25 protein-coding genes are annotated in these 24,427 nt (G+C 39.4%); 22 read left to right on the top strand and 3 right to left on the bottom strand.

All coding sequences use genetic code 11. The features are described from left to right. Positions 1–232 precede the first annotated feature (232 nt). The 12 genes from QP794_RS24280 to QP794_RS24230 all read left to right on the top strand — a co-directional run bounded on the left by QP794_RS24280 (position 233) and on the right by QP794_RS24230 (position 12,382). Positions 233–1,966 (top strand): DNA cytosine methyltransferase, encoded by a 1,734-nt coding sequence (locus tag QP794_RS24280; RefSeq protein ID WP_483311951.1) that lies wholly within the window; start codon positions 233–235, stop codon positions 1,964–1,966. An 11-nt stretch (positions 1,967–1,977) separates the two neighbouring features. After that, positions 1,978–3,039, top strand: a complete 1,062-nt coding sequence (locus QP794_RS24275) for a hypothetical protein (RefSeq protein WP_285079305.1) — start codon at positions 1,978–1,980, stop codon at positions 3,037–3,039. Positions 3,040–3,131: 92 nt separating this feature from the next. Further along, a complete protein-coding gene (locus QP794_RS24270) occupies positions 3,132–4,550 on the top strand; it encodes a DNA cytosine methyltransferase (RefSeq protein ID WP_285079304.1) in 1,419 nt (472 codons plus the stop codon). Between the two features lie 373 nt (positions 4,551–4,923). Next, positions 4,924–5,355, top strand: a complete 432-nt coding sequence (locus QP794_RS24265) for a hypothetical protein (protein ID WP_285079303.1) — start codon at positions 4,924–4,926, stop codon at positions 5,353–5,355. 361 nt (positions 5,356–5,716) lie between these two features. Continuing rightward, the gene (locus QP794_RS24260) at positions 5,717–5,929 is read left to right on the top strand and encodes a hypothetical protein (RefSeq protein WP_285079302.1); all 213 of its coding nucleotides are present in this window, start codon (positions 5,717–5,719) and stop codon (positions 5,927–5,929) included. A 196-nt stretch (positions 5,930–6,125) separates the two neighbouring features. Next, positions 6,126–6,707, top strand: coding sequence for a hypothetical protein (locus QP794_RS24255; RefSeq protein WP_285079300.1), 582 nt, complete (start codon positions 6,126–6,128; stop codon positions 6,705–6,707). A 217-nt stretch (positions 6,708–6,924) separates the two neighbouring features. After that, positions 6,925–7,836, top strand: coding sequence for a DNA/RNA non-specific endonuclease (locus QP794_RS24250; protein ID WP_285079299.1), 912 nt, complete (start codon positions 6,925–6,927; stop codon positions 7,834–7,836). A gap of 231 nt (positions 7,837–8,067) precedes the next feature. After that, positions 8,068–9,252 carry a tyrosine-type recombinase/integrase gene (locus QP794_RS24245; protein WP_285079298.1) on the top strand — a complete coding sequence of 395 codons (1,185 nt, stop codon included), beginning with the start codon at positions 8,068–8,070 and terminating at the stop codon, positions 9,250–9,252. A 24-nt stretch (positions 9,253–9,276) separates the two neighbouring features. Beyond that, positions 9,277–9,513 (top strand): hypothetical protein, encoded by a 237-nt coding sequence (locus QP794_RS33240; protein WP_350338895.1) that lies wholly within the window; start codon positions 9,277–9,279, stop codon positions 9,511–9,513. 27 nt (positions 9,514–9,540) lie between these two features. Continuing rightward, positions 9,541–11,415 carry a tyrosine-type recombinase/integrase gene (locus QP794_RS24240; RefSeq protein ID WP_350338894.1) on the top strand — a complete coding sequence of 625 codons (1,875 nt, stop codon included), beginning with the start codon at positions 9,541–9,543 and terminating at the stop codon, positions 11,413–11,415. Further along, complete coding sequence (locus tag QP794_RS24235) at positions 11,408–11,803, top strand: DUF6262 family protein (RefSeq protein WP_285079297.1); 396 nt, start codon at positions 11,408–11,410, stop codon at positions 11,801–11,803. Before QP794_RS24240 ends, QP794_RS24235 begins: the two co-directional genes overlap by 8 nt. Positions 11,804–12,019: 216 nt before the next feature. Beyond that, entirely contained in the window at positions 12,020–12,382 is a 363-nt protein-coding gene (locus QP794_RS24230; protein WP_285079296.1) for a hypothetical protein, read from the top strand. A gap of 155 nt (positions 12,383–12,537) precedes the next feature. Here QP794_RS24230 and QP794_RS24225 read toward each other — a convergent pair whose 3' ends face one another. Beyond that, on the bottom strand, positions 12,538–13,032 hold the full coding sequence (locus QP794_RS24225) for an arsinothricin resistance N-acetyltransferase ArsN1 family A (RefSeq protein WP_285079376.1): 495 nt from the start codon (positions 13,030–13,032) through the stop codon (positions 12,538–12,540). A gap of 154 nt (positions 13,033–13,186) precedes the next feature. Between QP794_RS24225 and QP794_RS24220 the strand changes: the two genes are divergently transcribed. From QP794_RS24220 to QP794_RS24180, 9 genes are all read left to right on the top strand, one after another. Further along, on the top strand, positions 13,187–13,615 hold the full coding sequence (locus tag QP794_RS24220; RefSeq protein ID WP_029881702.1) for a MarR family winged helix-turn-helix transcriptional regulator: 429 nt from the start codon (positions 13,187–13,189) through the stop codon (positions 13,613–13,615). Between the two features lie 64 nt (positions 13,616–13,679). After that, on the top strand, positions 13,680–15,092 hold the full coding sequence (locus QP794_RS24215) for an NAD(P)-binding domain-containing protein (RefSeq protein WP_285079295.1): 1,413 nt from the start codon (positions 13,680–13,682) through the stop codon (positions 15,090–15,092). Positions 15,093–15,168: 76 nt separating this feature from the next. After that, positions 15,169–16,197 (top strand): flavin-containing monooxygenase, encoded by a 1,029-nt coding sequence (locus QP794_RS24210; RefSeq protein ID WP_285079375.1) that lies wholly within the window; start codon positions 15,169–15,171, stop codon positions 16,195–16,197. 28 nt (positions 16,198–16,225) lie between these two features. Continuing rightward, positions 16,226–16,453: a hypothetical protein gene (locus QP794_RS24205; protein ID WP_285079294.1), complete on the top strand. Its 228-nt coding sequence runs from the start codon at positions 16,226–16,228 to the stop codon at positions 16,451–16,453. A gap of 132 nt (positions 16,454–16,585) precedes the next feature. Continuing rightward, positions 16,586–16,915: an ArsR/SmtB family transcription factor gene (locus QP794_RS24200; protein WP_285079293.1), complete on the top strand. Its 330-nt coding sequence runs from the start codon at positions 16,586–16,588 to the stop codon at positions 16,913–16,915. Then, positions 16,912–18,348, top strand: a complete 1,437-nt coding sequence (locus QP794_RS24195; RefSeq protein ID WP_285079292.1) for an arsenic transporter — start codon at positions 16,912–16,914, stop codon at positions 18,346–18,348. The genes QP794_RS24200 and QP794_RS24195 overlap by 4 nt, the downstream gene beginning before the upstream one ends. Positions 18,349–18,350: 2 nt before the next feature. Further along, positions 18,351–18,776: an arsenate reductase (thioredoxin) gene (gene arsC / locus QP794_RS24190; protein ID WP_024634603.1), complete on the top strand. Its 426-nt coding sequence runs from the start codon at positions 18,351–18,353 to the stop codon at positions 18,774–18,776. 1 nt (position 18,777) lies between these two features. Further along, positions 18,778–19,215 carry a protein-tyrosine phosphatase family protein gene (locus QP794_RS24185; RefSeq protein WP_285079291.1) on the top strand — a complete coding sequence of 146 codons (438 nt, stop codon included), beginning with the start codon at positions 18,778–18,780 and terminating at the stop codon, positions 19,213–19,215. Between the two features lie 374 nt (positions 19,216–19,589). Further along, positions 19,590–20,444: a cupredoxin domain-containing protein gene (locus tag QP794_RS24180; RefSeq protein ID WP_285079290.1), complete on the top strand. Its 855-nt coding sequence runs from the start codon at positions 19,590–19,592 to the stop codon at positions 20,442–20,444. A gap of 267 nt (positions 20,445–20,711) precedes the next feature. Here the strand turns inward: QP794_RS24180 and QP794_RS24175 are convergent, their stop codons facing one another. Beyond that, positions 20,712–22,841 (bottom strand): heavy metal translocating P-type ATPase, encoded by a 2,130-nt coding sequence (locus QP794_RS24175; RefSeq protein ID WP_285079289.1) that lies wholly within the window; start codon positions 22,839–22,841, stop codon positions 20,712–20,714. After that, complete coding sequence (locus tag QP794_RS24170) at positions 22,828–23,196, bottom strand: ArsR/SmtB family transcription factor (RefSeq protein WP_483311948.1); 369 nt, start codon at positions 23,194–23,196, stop codon at positions 22,828–22,830. Before QP794_RS24170 ends, QP794_RS24175 begins: the two co-directional genes overlap by 14 nt. Positions 23,197–23,352: 156 nt before the next feature. Between QP794_RS24170 and QP794_RS24165 the strand changes: the two genes are divergently transcribed. Then, the gene (locus QP794_RS24165) at positions 23,353–23,775 is read left to right on the top strand and encodes an NAD(P)-binding domain-containing protein (protein ID WP_285079373.1); all 423 of its coding nucleotides are present in this window, start codon (positions 23,353–23,355) and stop codon (positions 23,773–23,775) included. The last annotated feature ends 652 nt before the right edge of the window (positions 23,776–24,427 follow it).

Genomic DNA, 24,427 nt, shown 5'->3' with positions numbered 1-24,427 from the left:
AAGCTACATTTTAGCATTTTCATTGGGGCCTTTGAGCAGCCAATGATGGAGAACTACGGTTATAAAATATAGAGTCAAATATAGGGTGATAAAAATTGGTGTACGGGAGACGTATGCCTATTTTTGTCACCTTTTTTTTGTCTCAATCGAAGGAGGAGTCCATCTGGGACTAGCTTTAGCGGATAAACCACCTGCCCGGATTAAGGTAAAAAAGCGTAGAAGATTCATTTGTATTGATCCTTCCCGAGAAATTATCGTCGATAATTTTGCAGGAGGAGGAGGAGCCAGCACAGGGATTGAAGAGGCAACTGGCCATAGTGTACATATCGCAATTAATCATGATCTCGACGCGATCGCAATGCATACAGCCAATCACCCAAGCACTGAACACTACTGTGAATCAGTTTTCGATGTAGATCCCATTCAAGCTACACGGGGAAGACCTGTCGCCTTAGCTTGGTTCTCTCCAGACTGCAAACATTTTTCCAAAGCAAAAGGGGCTAAACCCGTTTCAAAAGAAATTCGGGGATTAGCTTGGGTTGCCGTAAGATGGGCATCTCTTGTCAGCCCTCGAGTAATCATGCTGGAAAATGTAGAAGAGTTTATCACTTGGGGCCCCCTTATTGCCGCAAGAGATAAGAAAACCGGTCGCGTGCTGAAGAAGGTCATTACAGCGGATGGAGATTTGGACTATGTTCCTGCAGAACCGGGGGAAGTAGTACCTGTTGAATTGCAAAGCATGGTACCGGATCCTAAACGCAAAGGACGAACTTTTGTGTGGTTTGTACACGCGTTAAGATCCCTCGGATACGATGTGGAGTGGCGGGAGCTGCGTGCATGTGATTTTGGAGCACCAACCAGCCGAAAACGTCTTTTCCTCATTGCTAGATGCGACGGACTTCCCATTGTATGGCCAGAGCCAACTCATGGGTCACCAACTAGTATTGAAGTAATGGAAAACAAACGTGCTCCGTGGAGAACAGCTAAGGACATCATCGATTGGGATATTGAGTGCCCGAGTATCTTTGAAAGAAAGCGCGAGCTTGCGGATAATACAAAACGCCGGATTGCCCGAGGAATTTTTAAATTTGTCCTGAATAATCCTAAACCATTCATAATGCGTGTAAACCATTCAGGGTCGAATCACCACTACTGCGATTCGATCGAGGAGCCTCTAAAAACAATCACCTCTAAAAATGGCTGGGGACTGGTTACTCCCTATATTGCTCGAATTGGACAGACTGGTTTTGCCGGTGATCGACTACAATATCCAATTGGAGACCCCCTTACCACAGTAACCACAAAAACAGAGCATCTTCTGGTGGCACCTACATTAACCCCTATTTCAAAATTGGAGAAAGTGTCTTCATTCATGGCAGACTACCTGGGAGAAGAAGATTTTCAGCTACCTATCCCAAATACAGCAGATTTCAATGATGAAGACCCAGACAAACAAGACATTCTATTTGCAAGCCATTTGATTAAGCTTCGCGGTACCTGCAAGGATGGTCAACAGGTAACAGAACCCATGCCCACTATTACAGCCGGTGGTTTGCACGTAGGAGAGGTTAGAGCGTTCCTGGTCAAATACTACGGTTCAGCAGATAATGGCCAGCATATCGATCACCCCCTGCATACCATCACAACAAAGGATCGATTTGGACTTGTCACCATTCATGGTATCGATTATCGCATTGTGGACATTGGGATGCGAATGTTGAAGCCACATGAGCTATTTGCTGCTCAAGGTTTTCCATCCAACTACATCATCAACATCGATGCTGATGGTAAAAAGTATCCGGAGCATGCCCAAGTTGCTCGCTGTGGCAATGCGGTACCACCGCCATTTGCGAAAGCTCTCGTTAGAGCAAATCTACCGGAGCACTGTGTTGGATCCGGAAACCATTTATCTCTGGAACGCTATTCAGATCAAGTTGACGAAGGACAATTGGCATTCAGCATGTAGGAGGAGTTACCGTGGAAGAACAATTGGATTTATTTGAGATCGGTTTTTCTGATCATAGAAAGTTTATTGATGGTGTTTTTAAAACAAAAGAGCAGCTGGTAGACCAATTTAAAGAAGAGGGTCGCTGCAAAATTTATCATGTCTTGTCCTTTGGTGGGGGTACTCAATCCACTCATTTGCTTGAACAGCATTTACAGGGGCAGATTCATTATGACTATGTTATTTTTGCCGATACTGGGGCAGAGCCACAGTTTATCCATGAGCAAGTAGCATGGTGGCGTGAAAGACAGAAAGTGATGGGAAATACAACCCCCTTTCTAATAACGCATCACAAAAGCATGGAACGTGGATTAGAAGAAATGCTGATGCGATATCTTTTTACTGACTATCAGCGTTTTCAGCTCCCTGTGTACTGTAACAAAGCTGACCCCCTTACAGGAGAAATTTTACCGGGAGGATTAATGCCAAGGCAATGTACGGTGGACTTTAAAATCGTTCCTGTCAAACAACTTGCCAGGCAGATGATCCTGCAGCTGCATGGACTCGGACCGCGACAAAAAATGCCTGATCACATCGGGATTATTATGGATATAGGTTTCAGTTTAGACGAGATTCGCCGGGTGAATACATACCAATCACCCCAGTATGAGTACATACGTCTTGCGTATCCACTCATAGAGGAAAACCTGACTACACAGGAAAGCATCGATTTTCTGAATGATCATGGTTTCCCCAAGCGGCGTTCTCGCTGTTATTTATGTCCATTTAATTGTTCTAATCCGGAATCCGGCATGGATTGGAGAGAAATCATTCGTGAGGAACCTTTTTCATTCATTAAAGCATGTTGGTTTGATGAGCAGCTTCGGACGATCCAAGCGACAGGTTCCAAGATGATGAGGAGTATCCCGTATCTTCACTTCTCGCGGCGTCCCTTAAAAGACGTTTATCCAGAATACGCTGTGCTCAGTCAACGGTACAAGTCACAACTGAAGACATGGCTGAGTGAGTGGGAAGAGTACATTACAAATAGATGGTCGGCACGAGAAGCTACTACTGTTAAAAATGCGGGCTAAATGGACCGGTTGGAATAAAAAAATAATAGTATAAAGCGGAAAGGGCAGGCACCTGTTGGGTGCCCTCTTTCTTGCTCAAGGAGGATATCAAGTTGAAATTAATTTTGAAAAAGGTATACACCGTGAGTAATAAGAGAGACGAGCCACGCTTATGGCTTCAACACCTTGTTTGTGAATCAGCGGGATTAGTACCTGGTTCAGAACTCTATGTGGAAGTTAATGAGACAGATAAACGAATCATTATTCGAAACCGACCTCGGGAAGAATCACCAAATGTCTTTTCGGTCAGTGTCTCATCTCGTAAAAGTCGCACAAGTGGTGAAGCACGTCCGTTAGTGGATACATCGGGAGCGAAGTATTCCTCTATTATGTGTATCCAAGACAAAATTGAAATCAGTGTCTACAGAGATGGTGAGTATGCTGAAATTGAAGTTAGGCCATTAAAGTTCCGTCTGTTCGAAACGGAGAAGTTTAACACCCCTGACGAACGGATTAGGCTTCTAACCGTCTGTAGCGGTAGTGGCGTTGGCGCGTCTATCTTTGTTGATTCTAGTTATTATACTGCAGTCCAGGAGGTTGAGATTGCAGAAGACTGTGCTGATGTAATAAAAGCTAATTTTCCTCATTCATACTTGTTTAACGGTGATTTAAGAGATTGCAACACTGTGGCTAAAGCAGATGTGGCCTTCATCTCTTTAGATTGTTCGGAACACAGTAACATTGGCCAGGGTGACCAAGGATACTTTGATAACTTAGTTTTAGGGACTTATAAGATTCTTAAGGCTGCAGAGCCGCGTGTGATCTTTTCTGAAAACGTGCCGCAGTTCTATCATTCGGCTGTATTTCACGACCTAAAGGAACTACTGACGATAGATTACCCGTACGTGATTGGTCCGCTTACGATTGACAGCTATGATTTTGGATCGATTGCGCATCGAAAGCGATCATATATGCTTTTTATTCAAAATGAGGAGGATTTTAATCAGTTTCGCCAGCCTAAGATTCCTTCATTCCGTCGTTTAAAGTTGAAGGACTATTTAGATCCCAAAGGGACACCACATGAATGGAAATCTCTTGAAAAGTGGTGGGAGAGCTTTTCAGCAAAGAAGGAGAAAAATAACTCGTGGGCTAATCGTAGCACTGAAAAGACGTTTGTTGAACCGGAAACCTGCACCGAAATTCAGTGTATACCGGCGCGGTACCGAAGTTATTCTGCAAGTAACTCTTATGTTCTCAATGAAAGTGGGGACAGATGGAGGTTTTTAAGTATATCTGAACTCCGAAAAATATTCACTATACCGTCATGGTTTCATTTTCCTACTCACATCCCAAAGAATAGGATATATGAGATGATTGGGCAAAGCGTATGTGGTCGGGTGATCCGAGCCTTTGCAAATGAAATCAGCTCATTATTCTTTAGGAGGTTCGCTTCCACAGCCAAAAAGGATTTTAGCAAAGTGAACTTAGGAGTAATTAGAGAACAAGATGGTCAACTGGGCTTTGCATTCTAATATAACCGAGGTGAAGGTTTGAGTTTTACAGATTTTAACGTTCAATTATTTTTTATATTTTTCGTCCCGGGCATCTTTATTACGGGAATCATGATACTACTCAACATGTATCATGTAAAAAGGCATTCTGGTGCTAATCCAATTTGGGTTCAATGTATTATGACATTTGGAATAGTTGCCGCCATTTATGCACCTTTCGCTGCACTTGGAATTAACATCAAATAATACGACATTTAAATTTCTTATTCCTTTATGGAAGTACGTGCTTATTTTCAACATGTGCTTCCATTTTTTTGTTTTTTTATGATCTTTCAATATTTTATTTATGGATGGACATATTAAGATTACAAACTAACTAAAAGGAGTGGAAATTTTGTCCTTAGACATTAATAATGAGATCAATGAATTAAGTTTGAAATTTAAAAGGCTGTGTGAATATCTAGGAACTTGCCCGGATTTTCCTGATTTACCGACTCCATCTTATACTTACGTAACTGTGGATAGAAACGATGTAGAGGGAGTTTTTTTCGGTGAGAATGAACATTTTTATTGGGGGCAAGCTCGCTTTACTGATGTAAACCCAGGTAAAATTTATATCTTTGAATTTCCTGACGTTCCGGGTAGTGGTCCTGTATCTGGCTGCTTTTCTGAATGGGATCTTGAAGCAAGACGAGCCAAAACAGGTAGCGCGGTATTTAGATTAACTGGGGTAGAGAAGGGAGTATCTTCGGTACGCATCTCTGGCAACTATTCATGGGGAAGTAAATTACCAGTATGCATCGGCTTTATTGCTGCAAAGATCTAGTCTCAACTTCATTTAAGAGAAATATATGCAAAGGGTTACTTAGCTAACAAGTAGTTTGGCTTTTAATAAGACCAACAACTTAGCTCCTCATTGATTATTTTTAATAAAGCCGATTAATTAATCGGTTTTATTTTCTTTAAAGGAAAGATAGATTATCGAGCAAATAAAACTTTTTCGATCTTTCTATTCAAAATATTTTTCATTGGATTACTGCTTTTTTCTTCTTTGATAAAACCTATATAGATAATATACACTGGATCTATACTGGAAAGATTTTAGGTGTTACCATAACTAGTAATGGAACCTTATCCTTGACATGCTGATAGGAGTAACATACATATTACAGATGGGAGTGCATTGTGTGCGTAATCCAAATAGAATCCACCCCTTTATGGATCTGCTTCAAGAATGCTGGCTTTGTTTTCCTGACCTAAGATTTAATCAGTTGATTAGCATAATTTTCAAGGAATTCGATGATTCAACAGTTTTTAATATGGAGGAAGAAGAAGCAACTGATGTTATCCAGCGGTTTATGATTGAGTACAAGGATAAATATATTCATGGTGATCAATAACGCATTGATAAGCTGTTGAACAGATTGAGCTCGAACTGCTTTAAAAAGATAAGATAGCTGGAATAGTCGGCTGTCTTCTCCTAACGGGCAGTTTAATTGAAATGGGTACTACATTATATTTGATATAACAATTGTAGATTGTTAATCTTCTTAAATACAACATAAGTATTATCCTTATAATCAGAGGAGGTATAAAATGAACAAGGAAATACGTGAATTTCTTAGCGATATAGAGAAGCCCTTTATTCAGTTTCTATATAAACATCACACATATCCATACTGTTGTCATATATCTTCAAGTTTAATTGCAACATATTTAAGTTCACACACTGATCACGAATTTAAACATAAATATTATTGTGCACCATATTCAATAAACTCTCATTCATGGGTTCAATGTGGCGATTATATTTATGATCTTGTCTGGTACCAGGATAGCTTATTAACTAATACATATAAAGAATTTGAGAATGAGCTTACTACATCTAAACCAAAGTTATCCAGTTATCTTAAACATCTGCGTAAAATTGAGCGTCCTTGTGATTCAGTATTCAATCTTAGAAACAAAGAAGCGATTGATAATAATCCCATGACCTCCTACTACAACACGCAATCAGCAATTGAAATACCTAAACAAGAGAAATATAATGGTGGCTCTACGCTATCAGTAAATGAATTTATGAGATTTGCACGAGTATACTCAAAAAAAATAAAATCTAAGTTAACTGAAATAGAGGATCCTGTTAATGGATCAATGACACTAAAATGTTTGTTATAAACCGTGGAAAGGAGTTTTGTTCAACTAACGGGAAATTATAGCTTAATTATGACCCGAAGGTAGCCGATGACTAAGATCGGCTGCCTTCGCTGCGCTAACTATGGCAAGGTAATCAATAGGATATTAGTCTTTTATGGTAAGATTATGGAATAAGAAAAAAATAGTTAAAGTCATCGTTTTTAGAATGAACAGTATGAAATTATAGGAGAGTCCTAAAATGAAAAAGAAAATGAACTATTTATTCTTAATTTTAACGATCATCTTTATGGTTGGTTGTACCAACGTAGAAGATACATCCAATACAGATATAGAAACAAATTCACAAGAAATAACCACAAATACAATAACTAAGAATAGTGAAAAAAAAGCAGCTGTTAAAGCAGTTGTTGATGAACCACTAGGAGAAGAAATATCAATACAACCAAATAATGAATTGTTTTTAGGATACAAGCTTATCGAAGTCGATGGTGGTGATTTGTCTGGGTATCGTGAACCTAACGTTGTTGTTGACATTGGATACGGAGACCGTGAATATTGGGCATTTACTAATGAATATGGGCAATTAGTGCGTGTCCTTGCTGATGAAATTATTCTACAAGACGACCTTTACGAACCTGTACTATCGTCTGGGAGATACTACCCTGATGAGGCGAAGGTTCCTGGTGTCGAAAGTGACGTTTTAGATGAAGGACATATCATTGCTGATTCTCTCGGAGGGGTATCGAATGCATATAATATTACCCCACAAGATAGCACACTCAACCGACATGGTGATCAAGCTTATATGGAAGATGCGATACGTAAAGCAGGTGGAGCCACTAATTTTGAAGCAATTGTCACATATCCCAATACTGAAACCCAAATCCCTTCAAGTTACCAGTACACCTATACCTTAAAGGGTAACAAGATCGTCGATACATTTGATAATTTGAATCCTGATGAAGTAAATGTATCACTCGGATTAACAGGCAGTGAGCCTTCTGACTCAACTAGTTCAAATAAAAACGCTGACATTTCTAGTGTTGATACAAACGGTAATGGACAGGTGACGATCAAAGAAGCTAAAGCAGCCGGTTATAGCATGCCAATAACGAGTGATCATTGGTTAAATATAGGTGATAATTCATAGGATAGTTAGTCTATTATGAGGACTGGCTATCCCTTTTAATTACATAACAGATTAATTAAATAATGGTTGAAATTATAGTTTAGAATGTTTAATATGGATATACAAACAACGAACGTTTGTTTGCTTTAAGAGGACGTAGCCTCGGTGAGAGGACCTTAAAGATAAAACAATTTTGGTTAACATTACAAGTAGCAGCACTAAAGTAAATTAGAATTGGTTGGAGATGCTTTTATGAAGGTAGAACAAATATTGATTGGGAATAGAAAAGTATATATGCTTATTGATTCAAATGGATCGCCCATTGAACCCGTTGCGATGTATATGAAATTTCACTATAACAAGGAGAGTAGTAGCAATACTTTACAGACTTATTGTACGGCTTTGAAATATTACTTTACATACTTAGAACAAAGAGGAATTGATTATCAGCAAGTTAGCTTTCAAATAATATCTGATTTCGTTGGTTGGCTCAGAAATCCATATGAAAGCAATAAAGTAGTACCCCAAAAGGAAGTTAAGGCTAAACGTAGTGAAAGAACAGTAAACACTTACCTCACGGTAGTGACATCATTTTATGATTATCTATACAGAGAAGAATTTATTGAATCAAATGTTGTTGAAAAGTTGATGAAAAAGATGTTTCAAGGTCCAGGTGGAACTGGATATAAGGATTTTTTATATCATGTACATAAAGACAAACCACGTTTCAAAAATGTGCTTAAATTAGACGAACCTAGAGTAAGAGTAAAGATATTTACAAAGGAGCAAGTTAATGATATCTATAAATCCACTACAAACATTAGGGATAGATTTTTAGTAAGGTTACTTTTTGAAAGTGGATTTCGTATAGGGGAAGTTCTCTCCTTGTTTCTTGAAGACTTTCAATTTGACGCAATAAAAAGGAAGCACAAAATCCAACTAACAAATAGAGGGGAATTACCAAACGGGGGGAAGTTAAAGACTGGAGAACGAAAGATTGACATCTCTCAAGGGCTAATGGACTTGTATGATGATTATTTGTTCGAAGTGCTAGATGAATATAATCCTGACCATAACTTTGTATTTGTGAAGGTTTGGGGTAAGAACGCGGGTGAACCTCTAACATATTCTGATGTTTATGCAACTCTTAAAGAGATAGAAAGGAAAACTGGCATATATATTACTCCTCACCTATTTCGTCATACACATGGAACCATATTTTATCTTCAAACAAAAAACATAAAGGCAGTACAAGAACGTCTAGGTCATTCACAAATACAAACAACCATCGACCTATATGTTCACCCTTCTGAAGATGATATTCGTAAGGATTGGGAGAAAGCCTCACATGCTTTTGAAATTGGGCCAGGCGTAGAGAACAAAGAGGGAATTTTTCAATCAGGTATTCCTGACGAGGTACTTCCTTTTAGGGGCTAGATTAGTATTTTAGGAGGACAAACATTGGATAAAATCATACCAAATAATTCAACCCCCAAAAGTGAATATTGGGACTTAATCACTTCCACCCTATCCACTTACGAGGTTAAAGATATTTCCAACGATGGAAAAGTAACAAGAAGAGTTGTAGATGATAATTACTTTTTAGTAAATGATATATGGAATATACATGATATTGGTAAAATCCCTAATTTTGAAGAGCAATATAACAAAAGAAAAGGAATAGTAAATAACATTTAGTTCAACTGTGCAAATCGAAACATCAACATGGAGATTAAGTTTGTTTACTACAATCAAATTTTTTCAGACCGTTGGGGAATAAGGACTATATTTAAAAGTATATCAGGCTCGCTAAAAAAACTGGCTGAATATTTAAACGAAAGGCACTCAAATCTCACTTCCCTTCTTGATTTAGACATCAATAAAGAGCGAAAGCTTTGGACCTTTTGGTTGAATGGTAAAGGAGAAAAGACGAGTTACATCAAGAAGATGAGAGGGGAAGAAATCGTAGCTCGCACGGAAATAGATGGCTTTTTAGCAAGGGTTTATAATACACTTTTCCAATTAACAGATACCCGTGATGAATGGGAGAGGGATCGATGGGATGTACGGGTACTGAATAAAAAATATGGGATAGAGTTCAATGAATCAACTAGTTGTCATGGCATTGATTTTTCAAATATAGAGAATAAAAAATTTCGTAAAATATTTAAAGAATATATAAAAGGTCGTCTTATCAGCGGAAAAAACTTCACCTGGAGTACAGCTCGAAGTTATGGAACATACACTATTCCTTTTTTAAACTCAATTACAAAACAAAATCCTAAATGGAACGTTTTTAAAGAACTTGAAAGAAAGCATATAGAAACGTACATAGAAGAGTTAAAGGAGCATACTAAAACCAAATTAAACAAGAAAAATTCCAACCCTAAAAAATATGTTCGTCAAGCATTAAAGTGTGTTCGCGCTTTTATAAGAGATCTTCAAATTTTAGAGAAGTTCGAAGATTATGCACCTAAAGAAATGGTGTTTCGTTTAATATATCCTGAAGACTTTCCTACTGTCCCTAAAAAATCATTGGATGAAATTGATTACATACCTGACTACGTATTGGAACAACTGTTTAATAATCTAAATGACCTTCATCCAGATGTACAGCCAATTGTCTGGATCTCTTTCAAAACAGGGCTTCGCTTAAGCGATACATTGGAATTGACGCAGGATTGTTTAGGTAAAATAAACGGAAAATCAAATCTTACAACAGATATTGAAAAGACGTATGTAATAGGTCACAAAATACCCATTGATGATCATCTAGCAGATATAATTGCAGTTTTAATTGACCGTTCAAAGCAAAACAGCAATGATGATAATAATCCTGAAAGATACCTTTTTGTTCGCTACCGAGGTTCCCGTAAGGGAAGGACCTTTAGTCAGAATTTTGTTCGAGAAGAACTAAACAAATTAGCGTTAGAAAAAAATATTATTGATGAATCAGGCAATTTGTTTCACTTCAGACCTCACCAGTTTCGACATACTTTTGGAGTAAAAATGATAAATGGTGGAGCTGATATTTTAACAGTGCAAGAGTTATTAGCCCATGCATCACCCGAAATGACGTTACAATATGCTCGTCTATTAGATGATACGAAACGTAAAGAGTTCGAGAAGGTTGTGAAACAAGGTGTGTTTACATTTGACATAAATGGGGAAATTGGCAAGATCTCAGAAAGGGAAGATGTCCCTAAAGACATTCTTGATATGTTGTGGAAAGACGAGAAGTTAAATGCCTTAGATAACCCTTATGGGACCTGTCGTGCAAGAGTCAATGGGAACTGCCCATTAGCAGCAGAGCCCCCTTGTCTTACTGCAAACGATGGAAAACCATGTTTTGATTTAGCAGTAGGTATGTCAAGTTTTGATGTTAAGAAATACGAGCTTCTCATAGAAACAACGACAAAGTGGATTGAAGCGTCGAAAGAATATGGTCGTGAAGATATGGTTAAAGCAAACGAAAAGAACTTGGAAAGGTACCAAACTATTTACGAAACAATCAAAGATGGGAATGTTATTTTTGGTCGATTTGATCGAATGAAGAGACAATTAGAACGTGAGAAAAAGAAAGGTGTTAAACATGGCTAGTTTTGATCGTGAGGAACAATTAAGGCGGTTACATGAAAAGAGAAAGCAAGAAACTAAAGAAAAGGTTGAAGAAGCTATTAGACGCCTTACAAAGAGTTCTAAGGCTATTAACTTTAATAGTGTAGCTGAAGAAGCTGGAGTGAGTAAAGCAACCCTTTACAATCATACTGAGCTCAAAGAGCGTATCGATTTCTTACGAAATCAACAAAAAAATGTATTTGTGGATTCGAGGATTAAACGCGACGAGAACAATCAAAATGCAGTAATCGCTTCTCTAAAGAGAAAGATTGAAAAGTTGGAAAAAAAGAATAAAGAACTTGAACAAGAAAATAAACGATTACGTGAACAAGAAAATAAGAAGCTTACTGATTACTTTATGAAGATATAATTCTTATGCAACTCCCTCGAAATGATTCAGTTTCCTCACTCAGACTCATGAATTCGCAGGTAATTTCTTTAAAAACGATAGCTTAATAAATCTTAGGAGGCAACCGATCTACATTATTGGTTGCTTTTGTTCATGTAATGGGATAATTTAGTTCAAAACGTATCCAACTCCTCATTTTGGATAAAATAAAGTATTCCAACTATGAGGTGCTTGCTTTTGATAAAGATCATTTTAAGAACTGTTTTAGCGCTCGGTTTGACTTTGCTTAACCAAACTCCAGCTTTAGCTGAAGAAACTCAGTCAGTAACAGATATAAGTCAATGCTCGTCAATCCAGCAGGCGTTGATCATTGAATTAAATCCTCAAATAATGAGTGCTCTTCGTCAAAAGTACCGTGACAATTTTTTGTACGCGAATGTTCACGTGTTACCAATCCAAGGTTCGGATAATGTAGAGGCTGATTTTATTTTAGAAATGACAGTGATGAAAGGCGAGTGGCCAGAGACAGTTCAAATGGCGTTTAGACGAGATGGTCTTAATGGCTATAAGGTAGATGATATTAATGTGATTAATTCTTAGAAACAAGGCTACGCTAACGGTAAACATACAATTAAGCAAGCAGCTGATCCATATGATCGGCTGCTTTTGTAAAGCTAACGGGGCAGGTTAGTTTAATATATCGTGTTCAAGTAATACGTAAACCTAGGTACTATAAGATCAATACGGCTCGATGCTTATAATAATTTTTCCATAGCCATCACATCTACAAATTTTCCTTCCAGAAAGCCTTGATTCTGAAATACACCTACTTCTCGGTATCCAGCTTTATGATATAGGCTCTGACCAAGCGTATTAAATGGAAAGGTGAAAAGAACAAACTTATAAAAGTTATTCTGCTTACCGATTTTCTCTAATTTCTGAAGTAACTGTTTTCCGACTCCTTTACCGCGATGATCACGATGAATATAAATGGAGAGGTCACCGACACCGTTATACGCGCTTCTAGCGTTATATGGATTGATAGAAGCCCATCCGACCACTTGATCATTCTGTTCGGCTATAAGTACCGAGTAACGACCCTGGTGTTTGTTAAACCAATCAGATATGTAAGCTTCATTTTTTATATCTGTTTCTAGCGTGGCAATGCGGTCTTCAATACCTTGGTTATAAATAGTCAGAATGCTTCCCAGATCCACTTCGGCAGCTTGCCGCAGAATTACCATATTGATCACTCCCACAAGTTGTTTTTGTATATGTTTATATATCACACTGTAATTCGAAATGGGAAGGGGGATAGAAAAATAAAAAAACATTTGCATTTTGCAAATAATAATAGTATAACTATAACAAGAGGTGAGGTCATTGGAAAACAACGTAAGAGAGATGTTTCAGATCATGACACGACGTTTTGGATTATTGGATAAAAACTGTTGCACGGCAGGAGGGCTGGATATTTCGCTTGTTCAAAGTCATATCATTTATGAAATTGATCGCAAGCATAATCCATCCATTCAGCAAGTAGCAGATGCACTATCCATAGACATCACGACGTTTAGCCGCCAGGTCCAAAGTCTCGTAAAGTTGGGTTTGGTTCAAAAAACACCCTTACCTGAAGATCGACGGATTTACATATTATCCTTGACTACACAAGGTAAGTTTGTTGCTACGGTCATTGATGAGCAGATGAATGATTATTTAAAAGAAGTCTTTTCGCATATGTCTGAGTTTGAACGGGATATGGTCATCAACGCCGTCAAACTGCTAAACGAAAGTATGGCGAAATCCAGCGTATGCTGTACACCACTGGGATAATACTTATCCCATTTATTTAATATAATACTTGCAAAATACAACTAATTATAAGGAGGAAACTAAGATGATTAAACATATCCCTGTGAACCAAGTGAGCTGCTGCGAAGCATCAGTACAAGAGAAGGGCAAATTACCTGTTGCGATCATTGGAGCTGGACCGGTTGGTCTTGCGGCAGCAGCACAACTCATTTCAAAAGGTGAGCCGTTTGTGTTGTTTGAAGCTGGAGATGAAGTGGGGGCAAACATTCGGAAATGGGAACATGTACGACTGTTCTCTCCATGGCAGTATAACTTCGATAAAGTTGCTAAAGAGTTGCTGATAAAGACGAATTGGGTTGCTCCACAAAACGAAAAGATCCCGACGGGTAAGGAAATTGTTGAGCATTATCTAAAACCTTTGGCTGCGCTGCCTGAATTAAGTCCAAATGTGCATTTGAATACGAAAGTTACTGCGATCAGTCGCAAAGGGTTAAGCAAAGTGAAAACAAGTGGGCGTGAGAAACTGCCGTTTGTGATCCATGTTGAGCAAAACGGATCTTCGTTTATTCATGAAGCACGGGCTGTTATCGATGCCTCTGGGACATGGTCCAATCCCAACCCGCTTCGTTCAGACGGTATATTTTCAGAAGAGGAAAAAGCGCTTAATAGTCAAATTTCATACGGTATTCCTGCTGTATTAGGAAGAGAGAGAAATCGGTATAGCGGCAAGAAGGTGCTAGTTGTAGGAAGCGGACATTCTGCGATCAACACGTTGCTTGAACTTGCCCAGCTTCAAAAAGAGGAATCGGGAACTGAAATCGTTTGGGCTATTCGCAAGGCGAATATTGAGGATGTTTATGGAGGACGAGAATTAGATGGGCTTCAGGCAAGGGGTGAACTGGGTACTCGCATTCAAAAGGTGGTTGAATCCGGTGCCTTAAAGGTCCTGACAGGATTCCATATTGAAGAACTTCAAAAACAAGGGGAACAGATCCAGGTTACCGGAACCATTAAAGATGAAAAAGTGGTTATAGATCACATCGATGAAATTGTAGGTAACACAGGATCTCGTCCTGACTTATCAATGGTGAGAGAAGTTCGGGTATTAACGGACCCAAGCTTAGACTGTGTTTATGAGCTTGCACCATTGATTGACCCCAATGTACACAGCTGTGGTACAGTTCGACCACATGGCGAAAAAGAACTGCGTCAACCTGAAAAGGACTTTTATATCGTGGGTGCCAAAAGTTATGGAAGAGCGCCAACTTTCCTAATGGCAACGGGATATGAGCAAGTTAGATCCATTGTAGCGGCTTTGGTGGGAGATATGGAGTCAGCTCAAAAAGTAGAACTGGAACTGCCGGAGACAGGTGTTTGCAGTTTAGGTGCTAGTAGCACGGACAGCTGCTGTGAACCAGTTCAGGTAGAGGAAGCCACTACAAATTGCTGCTCTACTTCAAAAACGGAAAAGACAGGATCAGATTCTTGCTGCGGATAAATCAAGAATCCAGAGCTACTGCATCCGAATCGTGATGCAGTAGCTTATTATAGAAGGAGGGAGAAAATTGAAAAACATGATTTATGATTGTATCGTTATTGGTGGTGGTCAATCCGGTTTGGCAGCAGCCTATTACTTACAAGAAGCTAAACGGAACTTTATCATCCTTGAAAAAAATGAAGAGCATTTAGGATCATGGGCAAATTATTATGATAGCTTAACGTTGTTCTCGCCTGCACCGTATTCTTCATTGCCAGGACTCCCATTTCCAGGCGGAGCAAATGTTTATCCGCGTAGAGATGAGGTTGTTCAATACTTAAAGTCTTATGCGGCTACATACAATTTTCCAATACATACAGGGCAAGAAGTAATTAAAGTGGATAAGGAAAGTAATATCTATACAGTCCATACCTCAAGCGGAGAACAGTTTCGTACACGGTCCATCATTTGTGCAAGCGGGGCATTCGTAAATCCTCATATTCCAAACATTCCTGGCATGCATGAATTTAAGGGAGAAATACTTCATGCCAAGGACTACCGAAATGAGAAAGAGTTAAAAAACAAACGGATCATTGTTGTGGGAGCAGGTAATTCGGCAGTACAAATAGCGGTTGAACTGGCTAGGACGGCGCATGTAACGATTGCATCCAGAAGCCCGATCAAATTCAAGCCGCAGGTCATTGCAGGGAAAGATATTCACTTTTGGCTAACTATTCTTAGGCTTGATCAAACCAATTGGGGAAAACGATTATTGCAAAAAAGCAATGACGGTGTCCTTGATACTGGTATATATAAAAATGCTATCAATCAAGGTAAGCCGGATACCAAACTGATGTTTAAAGCTTTTCAGGAAAATGGGATAGTGTGGGCAGATGAGACTCGTGAAAATGTGGATACCGTTATTTTTGCCACAGGGTATATTCCGAATTTCGAATATCTTAGTGGATTAAACGTTCTTGATTCGTCAGGTGTACCTTTAAAACAAAGCAATGAAAATATTTATTTTGTAGGTATACCATGGCAGACCTCATTTGCTTCGGCGACGATTCGAGGCTCAGGGAAAGATGCGAAAAAAGTTGTACAATCTCTTGTGAAAAGATTGTGAGCTATTGAATCTCAGGAGGATGTTATAATTGGCGATTAAAACTATTCTTGAGGTGACTATAATGAAGGGCACACTTTTGTATACCGCAGCACAACTTAATGATGCAATCTTAAAACAATGGCATGTAGAGGTATATCAGCATGATGAATTATTAGATCAAGGTGGAGTCATTGAGTATCAAACGAAAGATATAGTTAAGATGAAAGACGGTCATTATTTTATCAAGTCAAAATGTGAATTTTTAGTCCGAGAGTAAAGTCGGTATCTTTATTACCGACTTTTTTGGTGCACTAAACTTCCTTATATTCGCCATTGATTATATAAGTGATTTATTATATGCTTATATCATTAAATAAAGCCGACAAGACTAATCACAGGGGGTGTACATATGGAACAAAGAATTCAGGAGATGGCTGAGGCGTATAAGTTATTAGCTGATAAAACACGTTTGACAATCGTTGCATTACTTAAAGAACAGGAACTTTGTGTATGTGATATCACAGATATTATTGGCATGTCACAACCAAACGCCAGTCAGCATCTTCGAAAACTAAAGGCAGCCGGTCTCCTTAATGAAAAGAAAAGAGGACAGTGGGTGTACTACTCTCTTAATCCAGATGCAGAAGCATATGTTCAGTGTGTGTATCCGTATCTGCCATCCATGAAAGATAAAATAGCAGGATTGAAAAACTGCTGCGGTCCTCAGGAGGAAGCATGACCATTATCGCGATTTTAATCTTTTTACTTACACTGACTTTTGTGATTTGGCAACCTAAAGGACTGAATATTGGATGGTCAGCGTCAGCTGGAGCTGTCCTCGCTCTTCTTTTTGGAGTTGTGAGTCTATCCGATGTAGCTACGGTCACAGGAATCGTATGGAACGCCACGCTTGCTTTCGTAGCCATTATCTTAATTTCGCTGATTTTAGATGAAATCGGATTTTTTGAATGGGCTGCATTACACATGGCAAGGCTCGCAAGAGGTAATGGCAAGCTGATGTTCGTTTATGTTGTGCTGCTTGGAGCAGCGGTTGCAGCGTTCTTTGCAAATGACGGTGCCGCACTGATCTTAACGCCCATTGTGCTTGCTATGGTCCGAGCGCTCAAATTTGATCAAAAGATGATTTTACCTTTTATTATCGCTAGTGGTTTCATTGCAGATACAACTTCGCTCCCACTCGTCGTGAGTAACCTCGTCAATATCGTTTCTGCGGATTACTTCGGTATTGGTTTTGTGGAGTACGCAAGTCGTATGATTGTTCCGAATTTCTTTTCAATATTAGCGAGTCTTCTGGTCTTGTTCTTGTTCTTTAGAAAGAGTATTCCAAGGAACTACGAAGTCAGTCAGCTCAAAAAGCCAGCCGAAGCGATTAAGGACAAGAAACTGTTCAAAATATCTTGGGTGATTTTAGCCGTATTACTGGTTGCGTACTTGATGAGCGAGTTCATTCAAGTTCCCGTGTCTGTTATCGCTGGGGTTATTGCAATCTTGTTTATATTAGCTGCACGACGGAGTCACGCTATTCAAACGTGGAAGCTCATTAAAGGGGCTCCATGGGCAGTCGTGATTTTCTCCATTGGTATGTACGTCGTCGTTTATGGACTGCGAAATGTGGGATTGACGGATGAACTTGGTAAGGTCATTCAAGCTATTGCCGACCAGGGGCTCTACATCTCCACACTTGGTATGGGTTTTCTGGCTGCGATATTGTCTTCGGTTATGAACAATATGCCGACAGTGATGATTGATGCGCTTGCTATTGATGGAACGAGTACGCAAGGTGTCATCCGGGAATCGCTGATTTATGCCAATATTATCGGCAGTGACTTGGGTCCAAAAATCACACCGATTGGATCGCTCGCAACACTTTTGTGGCTACATGTACTGTCCCGAAAGGATGTAAAAATCACTTGGGGAAGTTATTTCAAAATCGGGATTGTGCTCACCATCCCAACGCTCTTTATCACGTTAACAGGACTGTATTTGTGGCTACACTTGATTCATTCAACAAGCATAAACGTTTGGTTGATGATTGCCGTAATCACAGTAGCATTGGTTGTTATCGCTATGATCATAAAAACATTAATTAACTCAAAAATGGGCGAAGCGAAAGTACAAGTAAGCCAAACCAAAGATAAAGGAGATCAATAATCATGAACAACAAACCACTTGTTTACTTTTTGTGTACAGGAAACTCTTGCAGAAGCCAAATCGCCGATGGATTTTTAAAGGCGCTTGGTAGTGACAAATACGAGGTGAGAAGTGCAGGGTTAGAGGCGCATGGCTTAAATCCTCGCGCTGTTCAAACGATGAAAGAAGCTGGGATAGATATTTCCAATCATACATCAGATGTCATTGATCCTGAGATCTTAAAGCAAGCAGACTACATCATCACGCTTTGTGGTCATGCCAACGATAATTGTCCGGTTGTACGCAATGACAAAGCCGAAAGATGGCACTGGGGCTTCGATGATCCAGCTAAGGCGACAGGTACAGAGGAAGAAATCACTGCTACATTCGCCGAGGTCCGTGATTCAATTAAGGCTCGAATTGAGCAATTCTTGAAAGAAGGTAAGTAAGATGAATCATGCTAAAAAGGAGTACCATGCACTCGTTGCAGATAAAATCTTTATGGGCGGAGCTGCAGACGTAGAGGGAATGGTTCTTAACGAAGGTATTGAAGTCGTGGTGGATCTGCGGGGAGAAGCAACAGAATGTGCATATCCGGCAGCTCAAGTGAAGTGGATAAAGGTTCCGCTTGATGACAACACGAAAGAAAACGAAGCCGAACTTTTTAAACAAGCCATTCATGAGGTCGTCGGAGCGTATAATGCCGGCAAGAAAGTTGCCTTTCACTGTGGGGGAGGCAAGGGCAGAACGGGGACCGTTGCAGCTGGAACACTGTTAGAACTAGGGTTAGCCAGTACAATTGAGGATGCTGAGTTAAAGGCAAAAGGCATCAGAAATATCATCAACATTAAGCCAATGCAAAAGGAATTATTAAAGAAAATATACTAAAACGAGGCTTTTAATCGTTAAGCTAACGGGAAACTATAGCTTAATAATACAAAGATGCAGCTGATCCATGTGATCGGCTGCTTTTGTTCAACTAAAGGAGAAATTCGCATTAAGTAGGTTAATATTACATACTTGAAGCTTGCACATCAAATATCTAGTTTATCTCCCTGAGGACTATTTTTATGTTCTCGGAGCCTTTCTGGATATATTCTGTACCTAGAATAGACTTTCTTTTTTGAGCCGTTTGCCTAAATAGCACAGTAATTTTATGAACAATTACTGAATGTTTCGAATTTAAACTGTATTCTATTCATAAATACACTACAATGTGTAGTACATGATTATTTAAAATTTTATATATCGGGAGGCTTATAATGCTAATTACATTATTAAGTATAGTAATGATTATCGTTCTATCCGGATACATTGTGCTGAAAACCTATAGACGAAAAGATAGAGTCACAGGTATGCCTGGAATGATGATTGCTATGAGCATTGGGATGATGTCTAGTCTTGCCCTTGGTTTTCAACTAGGCATTGTGTTTGATCATGATTTGGCTGTCCCTACCATCATCGCTATTTTATTCGGTTTGGGGACCGGTTACTTTACAGGAAAGCCTGTGAGTGTACTGGCATCGTTAGATGGCATGTTAGCTGGAATCATGGGTGGAATGATGGGGGCCATGCTCGGATCTATGCTTGGATTTACTTATATCATGGCATTGTTTGTTGATATCGTGTTTATCCTTATATTTTGTGTTGTTCTTCAATTAACAAATTCAGATTCAGTTAAAACCAATAAAACAACGAGCAGTGGGATTAGCGTGCCCTTTATTGCAGGTATAATAACTGTTGCCTTTGGTACTGTTTCGGTGGGTTTGCTGCTATTTAATCAGTATCAAGAGAATCAAAACCCTGTAGTTAATGCGCAAACAAAAGAACAGAAATCTGTTCAAGAAAATGCAGGATATCAAGTGATTTCAGTAGATGTAAAATCGGATGGCTTTAGCCAAGAGAATATTGTAGTTAAAGCCGGTGTACCTACAAAAATTAATTTCCTTAAACCAACAGGTTATACATGTATAAGAAGTGTTGAGTCTGCTGATTTAGGTATTGATGTGTATCTTGAAAAGGGAGATAACTTTATTACCTTAAATGACTTAAAACCTGGAACATATCATTTCAATTGTGGGATGTATATGTATTTTGGGACTATTACAGTTGTATAATTGAGTTTTGACTGGGTACCCACATTTAAAACTCTCTCTTTAGAATTTGTGACTTAACCCAGTTTGGCGTGCAATGGCCGAGTTAAGAAATTTTCATGATATCTTTAATGCAACTTAGAAGCATAAGTTTGTTGTGAGATCCAATAGAATGCAATTAATTAAAGTAGACAGCAGACTAATTAGTCTGCTGTCTTTTCGTTAAGCTAACGAGTAGGGTAGGTAGTATAGTAGTTACAAAAAGGACCGCTTTTCAGCGGTCGGATCGTATTACTTTTCTTTTTGAATCTTTAAAAGTCTTAGGCTGTTAAGGGTCACAATCAAAGTTGCTCCCATGTCAGCCAGAATTGCAAGCCATAAGGTCAACCATCCGGGAACGATAAGTATTAAAGCTAACAACTTAATCCCTAAGGAAAAAGCTACGTTTTGTTTAATGATAGCCAGTGTTTTTTTACTTAAACGGATAGTGTAAGGCAATTTTCTTAAATCATCTGCCATCAGTGCAATATCAGCTGTCTCAAGAGCAGTATCAGTACCTGCGCCACCCATGGCTATACCCACAGTGGAAGCCGCAAGTGCAGGTGCATCATTTACTCCGTCACCCACCATCGCTACATGAGAATACTCTCCTCGGAGCTTCTTGATGTAATCCAATTTGTCTTGAGGTAACAGTTCTGCTTTAATTTCTGCTACACCTAATTGCTGCCCAATTGCGTTAGCTGTCGCTTGGTTGTCACCAGTGAGCATGATCGTCTTTTTTACGCCGATAGAATGTAATTCATGAATAACAGCCTTACTCGAAGTACGTACGGCATCGGCAACCGCAATTAAGGCAATGACTTCATGTTGCGTCCCCAGCACCATTACCGTCTTCCCTTGTGTCTGAAGCATGGTAATTTGTTCACGTATTGAAATGGATACCTCAGCTTCCAGTTCATCAAACAGTTTAGGGCTACCAATATAATATTGCTGTTGTCCGACCGAGGCTTTGACACCCTTCCCTGTGATTGATTGAAAGTGATCAACTGAAAGGGAGAGATCGGCCCCCATTTGTTCAGCTTTTCGTACAATCGCTGATGCTAGTGGATGTTGTGATCCTTTTTCAATTACAGCAGCAATGGAAAGCATCTCGCCCTCACTATGTTCTCCAAAAACAGTAATATCCGTTACCTCCGGGAATCCTTTAGTAAGGGTACCTGTTTTATCAAATGCAACAGCCGAAATGCGCCCAGCTTCTTCAAGATGGATGCCCCCTTTAATCAATACACCGTTTTTCGCTGCATTCCCAATAGCAGTAACAATAGAAATTGGTGTAGATATAACCAATGCACAAGGACACCCTACTACCAGCAAGGACAACCCACGATATATCCAATCTCCCCAGTCCCCACCCAACAAAGGCGGAATAATCGCAATGCCCAAAGCCAGCACCATAATTGCAGGCGTGTAGTATTTAGCAAACCGGTCCACAAAAGCTTGAGATGGTGCCCGTTCAGCTTGTGCCTCTTCCACGAGATGAATGATTTTGGAGATTGTTGTATCTTCAACATGCTTAGTAACTCTGACTTCAAGCAACCCTTCCTCGTTTAGTGTTCCGGCAAACACTTCATCGTCAACAGTTTTAGCAACAGGAACAGACTCTCCCGTGATTGCTGCCTGATTTAACGTCGACGTTCCTTTTATTACAACTCCATCCATAGCCAGTTTTTGTCCTGGCTTGACGATCATAACGTCTCCAACTTGGATATCATCAACACTTATGGTCATTTCAGCAGAATCACGTCGAATCAGAGCTTCTTTAGGGGCAATGTCCATAAGTGAACGGATCGACTGACGTGCCTTTTGCATTGAATACCGTTCTAAGGCTTCGCTAATGGCAAAGAGTAACACAACAACAGCACCTTCGCCCCACTCTCCGATGGCAGCGGCTCCAATGATGGCAACAGTCATCAGCGTGTTCATATCAAATTGCAGCTGAAATAAGTTCTTGATCCCTTTTTTAAACAGTTCATATCCGCCAATAATTATGGCCGCTCCAAATGCCAATACAGGAACCAAGGCTTCTTCTCCATAGTACGAGGCCAAGTAATAACCTGCCGCCATCAATAAAAGGGACAAAAGCACATTCCAATTCTCTTTCCAAAAAGGCTCTTTCTTTTCTATAACCCGTTGTTTCTCAGGCGTTATCTTTAGGTTTTCAAAAGCACCTGCCTTTTCTAACTCTTCGACAGTTGCATTTCCCATAACGGTTATTTTGGCTGCCCCAAAATTAACCTGTGCGTCTGTGACACCAGGAAGACTTTTTACGTTATTTTCAAATTTACCGGCACAGTTTGTACAGGTAAACCCTTGTACACGATAGACCTCTTTGTTACTTATTTCTTCCTCATGTTGTTGCATGCGTCATCAACTCCTTGCTATGTGTTGAAGCTAAATGAACTAATTGGCGTACGTAATCATCTTCCAGTGAATAAAACGCCAACTTTCCTTCTTTCCTGTATTTAGCTACTCCAAGCTGTTTTAGCGACCGCAAATGGTGAGATGCGGTAGCAAGTGATGATCCCGTAATATTGGCCACGTCACATACACAAAGTTCGTCTTCTTCACATAAAGCAAACGCGATCTTCATTCGAGTTTCATCAGCCAACAACTTAAACATCTTGGCCATGCCCTTTATATCTTGCTGTTCTAATGCCTTTTGAACTTTACGAACTTTAGGCTCGTCATAACAGTAAATTTCACAACTATCCTTCATAAATATATCCTCCAGTCAATCAAATATGTGTTTGATTATTGTTACACTACCATATTTTAATTATTCAATCAAACGTAAGTTTGATTGATACTAAACAGGCTAATCTATATTAACTCAATTGAAAGAGGATAACTATGTTCGATGTGTTAGTTATTGGTGCTGGACAAGCAGGATTGGCCGCTAAAACAAACTGGTTTAAACTTTATCATTCTGGACGCTGCATCATCAATAGGCGATTCTTGGCGACGCCGCTACGAATCACTCCATCTCTTTACGCCTCGTATGTACGACGGGTTATCTGGCATGCCGATAGAAGGTGATCAGAATGGACTGCCAAGTAAAGATGAGATTGCAAACTATCTTGACTCATATGCAAAGAAAATGGATCTACCCGTAAAACTGGAATGTCTTATTAAACGGCTTTGGAAGGATGGTAACTTTAAAGCAGAGACAACTGAAGGTATATTTGAGGCTCGTAACATCATCGTTGCAACAGGCCCTTACCATGTGAAAATACTCCGTCCTTTTCCAATTCATTGTCGGAGAATGTTACCCAGTTACACTCTTCAGAGTACTTAAACCCAGATCAATTGAGCCCAGGGAATACAGTAGTGGTTGGTGGCGGAAATTCGGGTGCTCAAACACAGGTAGCAAACTCTAAAATTGTAACTACGTTTATCTCAAACTGCTGTCGATAATTTTATTGCACCTGCCAGTATATTACCGAAGGAATCTTCTAGTACAGCTATTCCTAATTAAGGATGGTTAGCTGACGGACTTCAGATACCGTTATTAGGTGATGTTATTGATACGGCTTTCTTTTTCCTAACTGAGGAGTATCGGATTCATTCTCAAAATATGGATTCCGATGTAAGTGTTGTGAGCAAAGTGTTACATTAGTCTTGAGAAAGGATTCTCTCACTTTTTCCATCAAGGGGAACGTTATCCAAGCGCAAATATTTATAAGTCATACACCAAGAGAGTTAATGAGCAGGAACGACAAGAGATCCACCGAGTAGGTCGCATTATTCTTCGAACTTATTTAGAAGGGCAGTAAAAATTAAGATAGGTATATGATGTATTGAGCTGCATTAAAGATAGTCCCAGATTTCATACTTACGTATTTAGAAGCAGGATTTAAGCCAGTATAATTTATTGACTCTTCATGGATTGCCCAAGTTCCGGATTGATCATTGATCACACTTTACCTAGCTGAATTCCAGATGAAGGA

It is taken from the genome of Paenibacillus sp. UMB7766-LJ446 (genome assembly GCF_030226665.1).
Lineage (GTDB): Bacteria > Bacillota > Bacilli > Paenibacillales > Paenibacillaceae > Paenibacillus > Paenibacillus vandeheii.
The sequence above is the reverse complement of the archived record's forward strand: the minus strand, read 5'-3'. Positions and strand labels throughout refer to the sequence as shown.

What these genes read in the sequence shown, in the direction of transcription:
- QP794_RS24255 (WP_285079300.1), top strand. Translation starts at nt 6,126, where the DNA reads ATGAACAAGGAAATACGTGAATTTCTTAGCGATATAGAGAAGCCCTTT.
- QP794_RS24250 (WP_285079299.1), top strand. Translation starts at nt 6,925, where the DNA reads ATGAAAAAGAAAATGAACTATTTATTCTTAATTTTAACGATCATCTTT.
- QP794_RS24245 (WP_285079298.1), top strand. Translation starts at nt 8,068, where the DNA reads ATGAAGGTAGAACAAATATTGATTGGGAATAGAAAAGTATATATGCTT.
- QP794_RS24240 (WP_350338894.1), top strand. Translation starts at nt 9,541, where the DNA reads ATGGAGATTAAGTTTGTTTACTACAATCAAATTTTTTCAGACCGTTGG.
- QP794_RS24235 (WP_285079297.1), top strand. Translation starts at nt 11,408, where the DNA reads ATGGCTAGTTTTGATCGTGAGGAACAATTAAGGCGGTTACATGAAAAG.
- QP794_RS24220 (WP_029881702.1), top strand. Translation starts at nt 13,187, where the DNA reads ATGTTTCAGATCATGACACGACGTTTTGGATTATTGGATAAAAACTGT.
- QP794_RS24215 (WP_285079295.1), top strand. Translation starts at nt 13,680, where the DNA reads ATGATTAAACATATCCCTGTGAACCAAGTGAGCTGCTGCGAAGCATCA.
- QP794_RS24210 (WP_285079375.1), top strand. Translation starts at nt 15,169, where the DNA reads ATGATTTATGATTGTATCGTTATTGGTGGTGGTCAATCCGGTTTGGCA.
- QP794_RS24200 (WP_285079293.1), top strand. Translation starts at nt 16,586, where the DNA reads ATGGAACAAAGAATTCAGGAGATGGCTGAGGCGTATAAGTTATTAGCT.
- QP794_RS24195 (WP_285079292.1), top strand. Translation starts at nt 16,912, where the DNA reads ATGACCATTATCGCGATTTTAATCTTTTTACTTACACTGACTTTTGTG.
- arsC (WP_024634603.1), top strand. Translation starts at nt 18,351, where the DNA reads ATGAACAACAAACCACTTGTTTACTTTTTGTGTACAGGAAACTCTTGC.
- QP794_RS24185 (WP_285079291.1), top strand. Translation starts at nt 18,778, where the DNA reads ATGAATCATGCTAAAAAGGAGTACCATGCACTCGTTGCAGATAAAATC.
- QP794_RS24180 (WP_285079290.1), top strand. Translation starts at nt 19,590, where the DNA reads ATGCTAATTACATTATTAAGTATAGTAATGATTATCGTTCTATCCGGA.
- QP794_RS24175 (WP_285079289.1), bottom strand. Translation starts at nt 22,841, where the DNA reads ATGCAACAACATGAGGAAGAAATAAGTAACAAAGAGGTCTATCGTGTA.
- QP794_RS24170 (WP_483311948.1), bottom strand. Translation starts at nt 23,196, where the DNA reads ATGAAGGATAGTTGTGAAATTTACTGTTATGACGAGCCTAAAGTTCGT.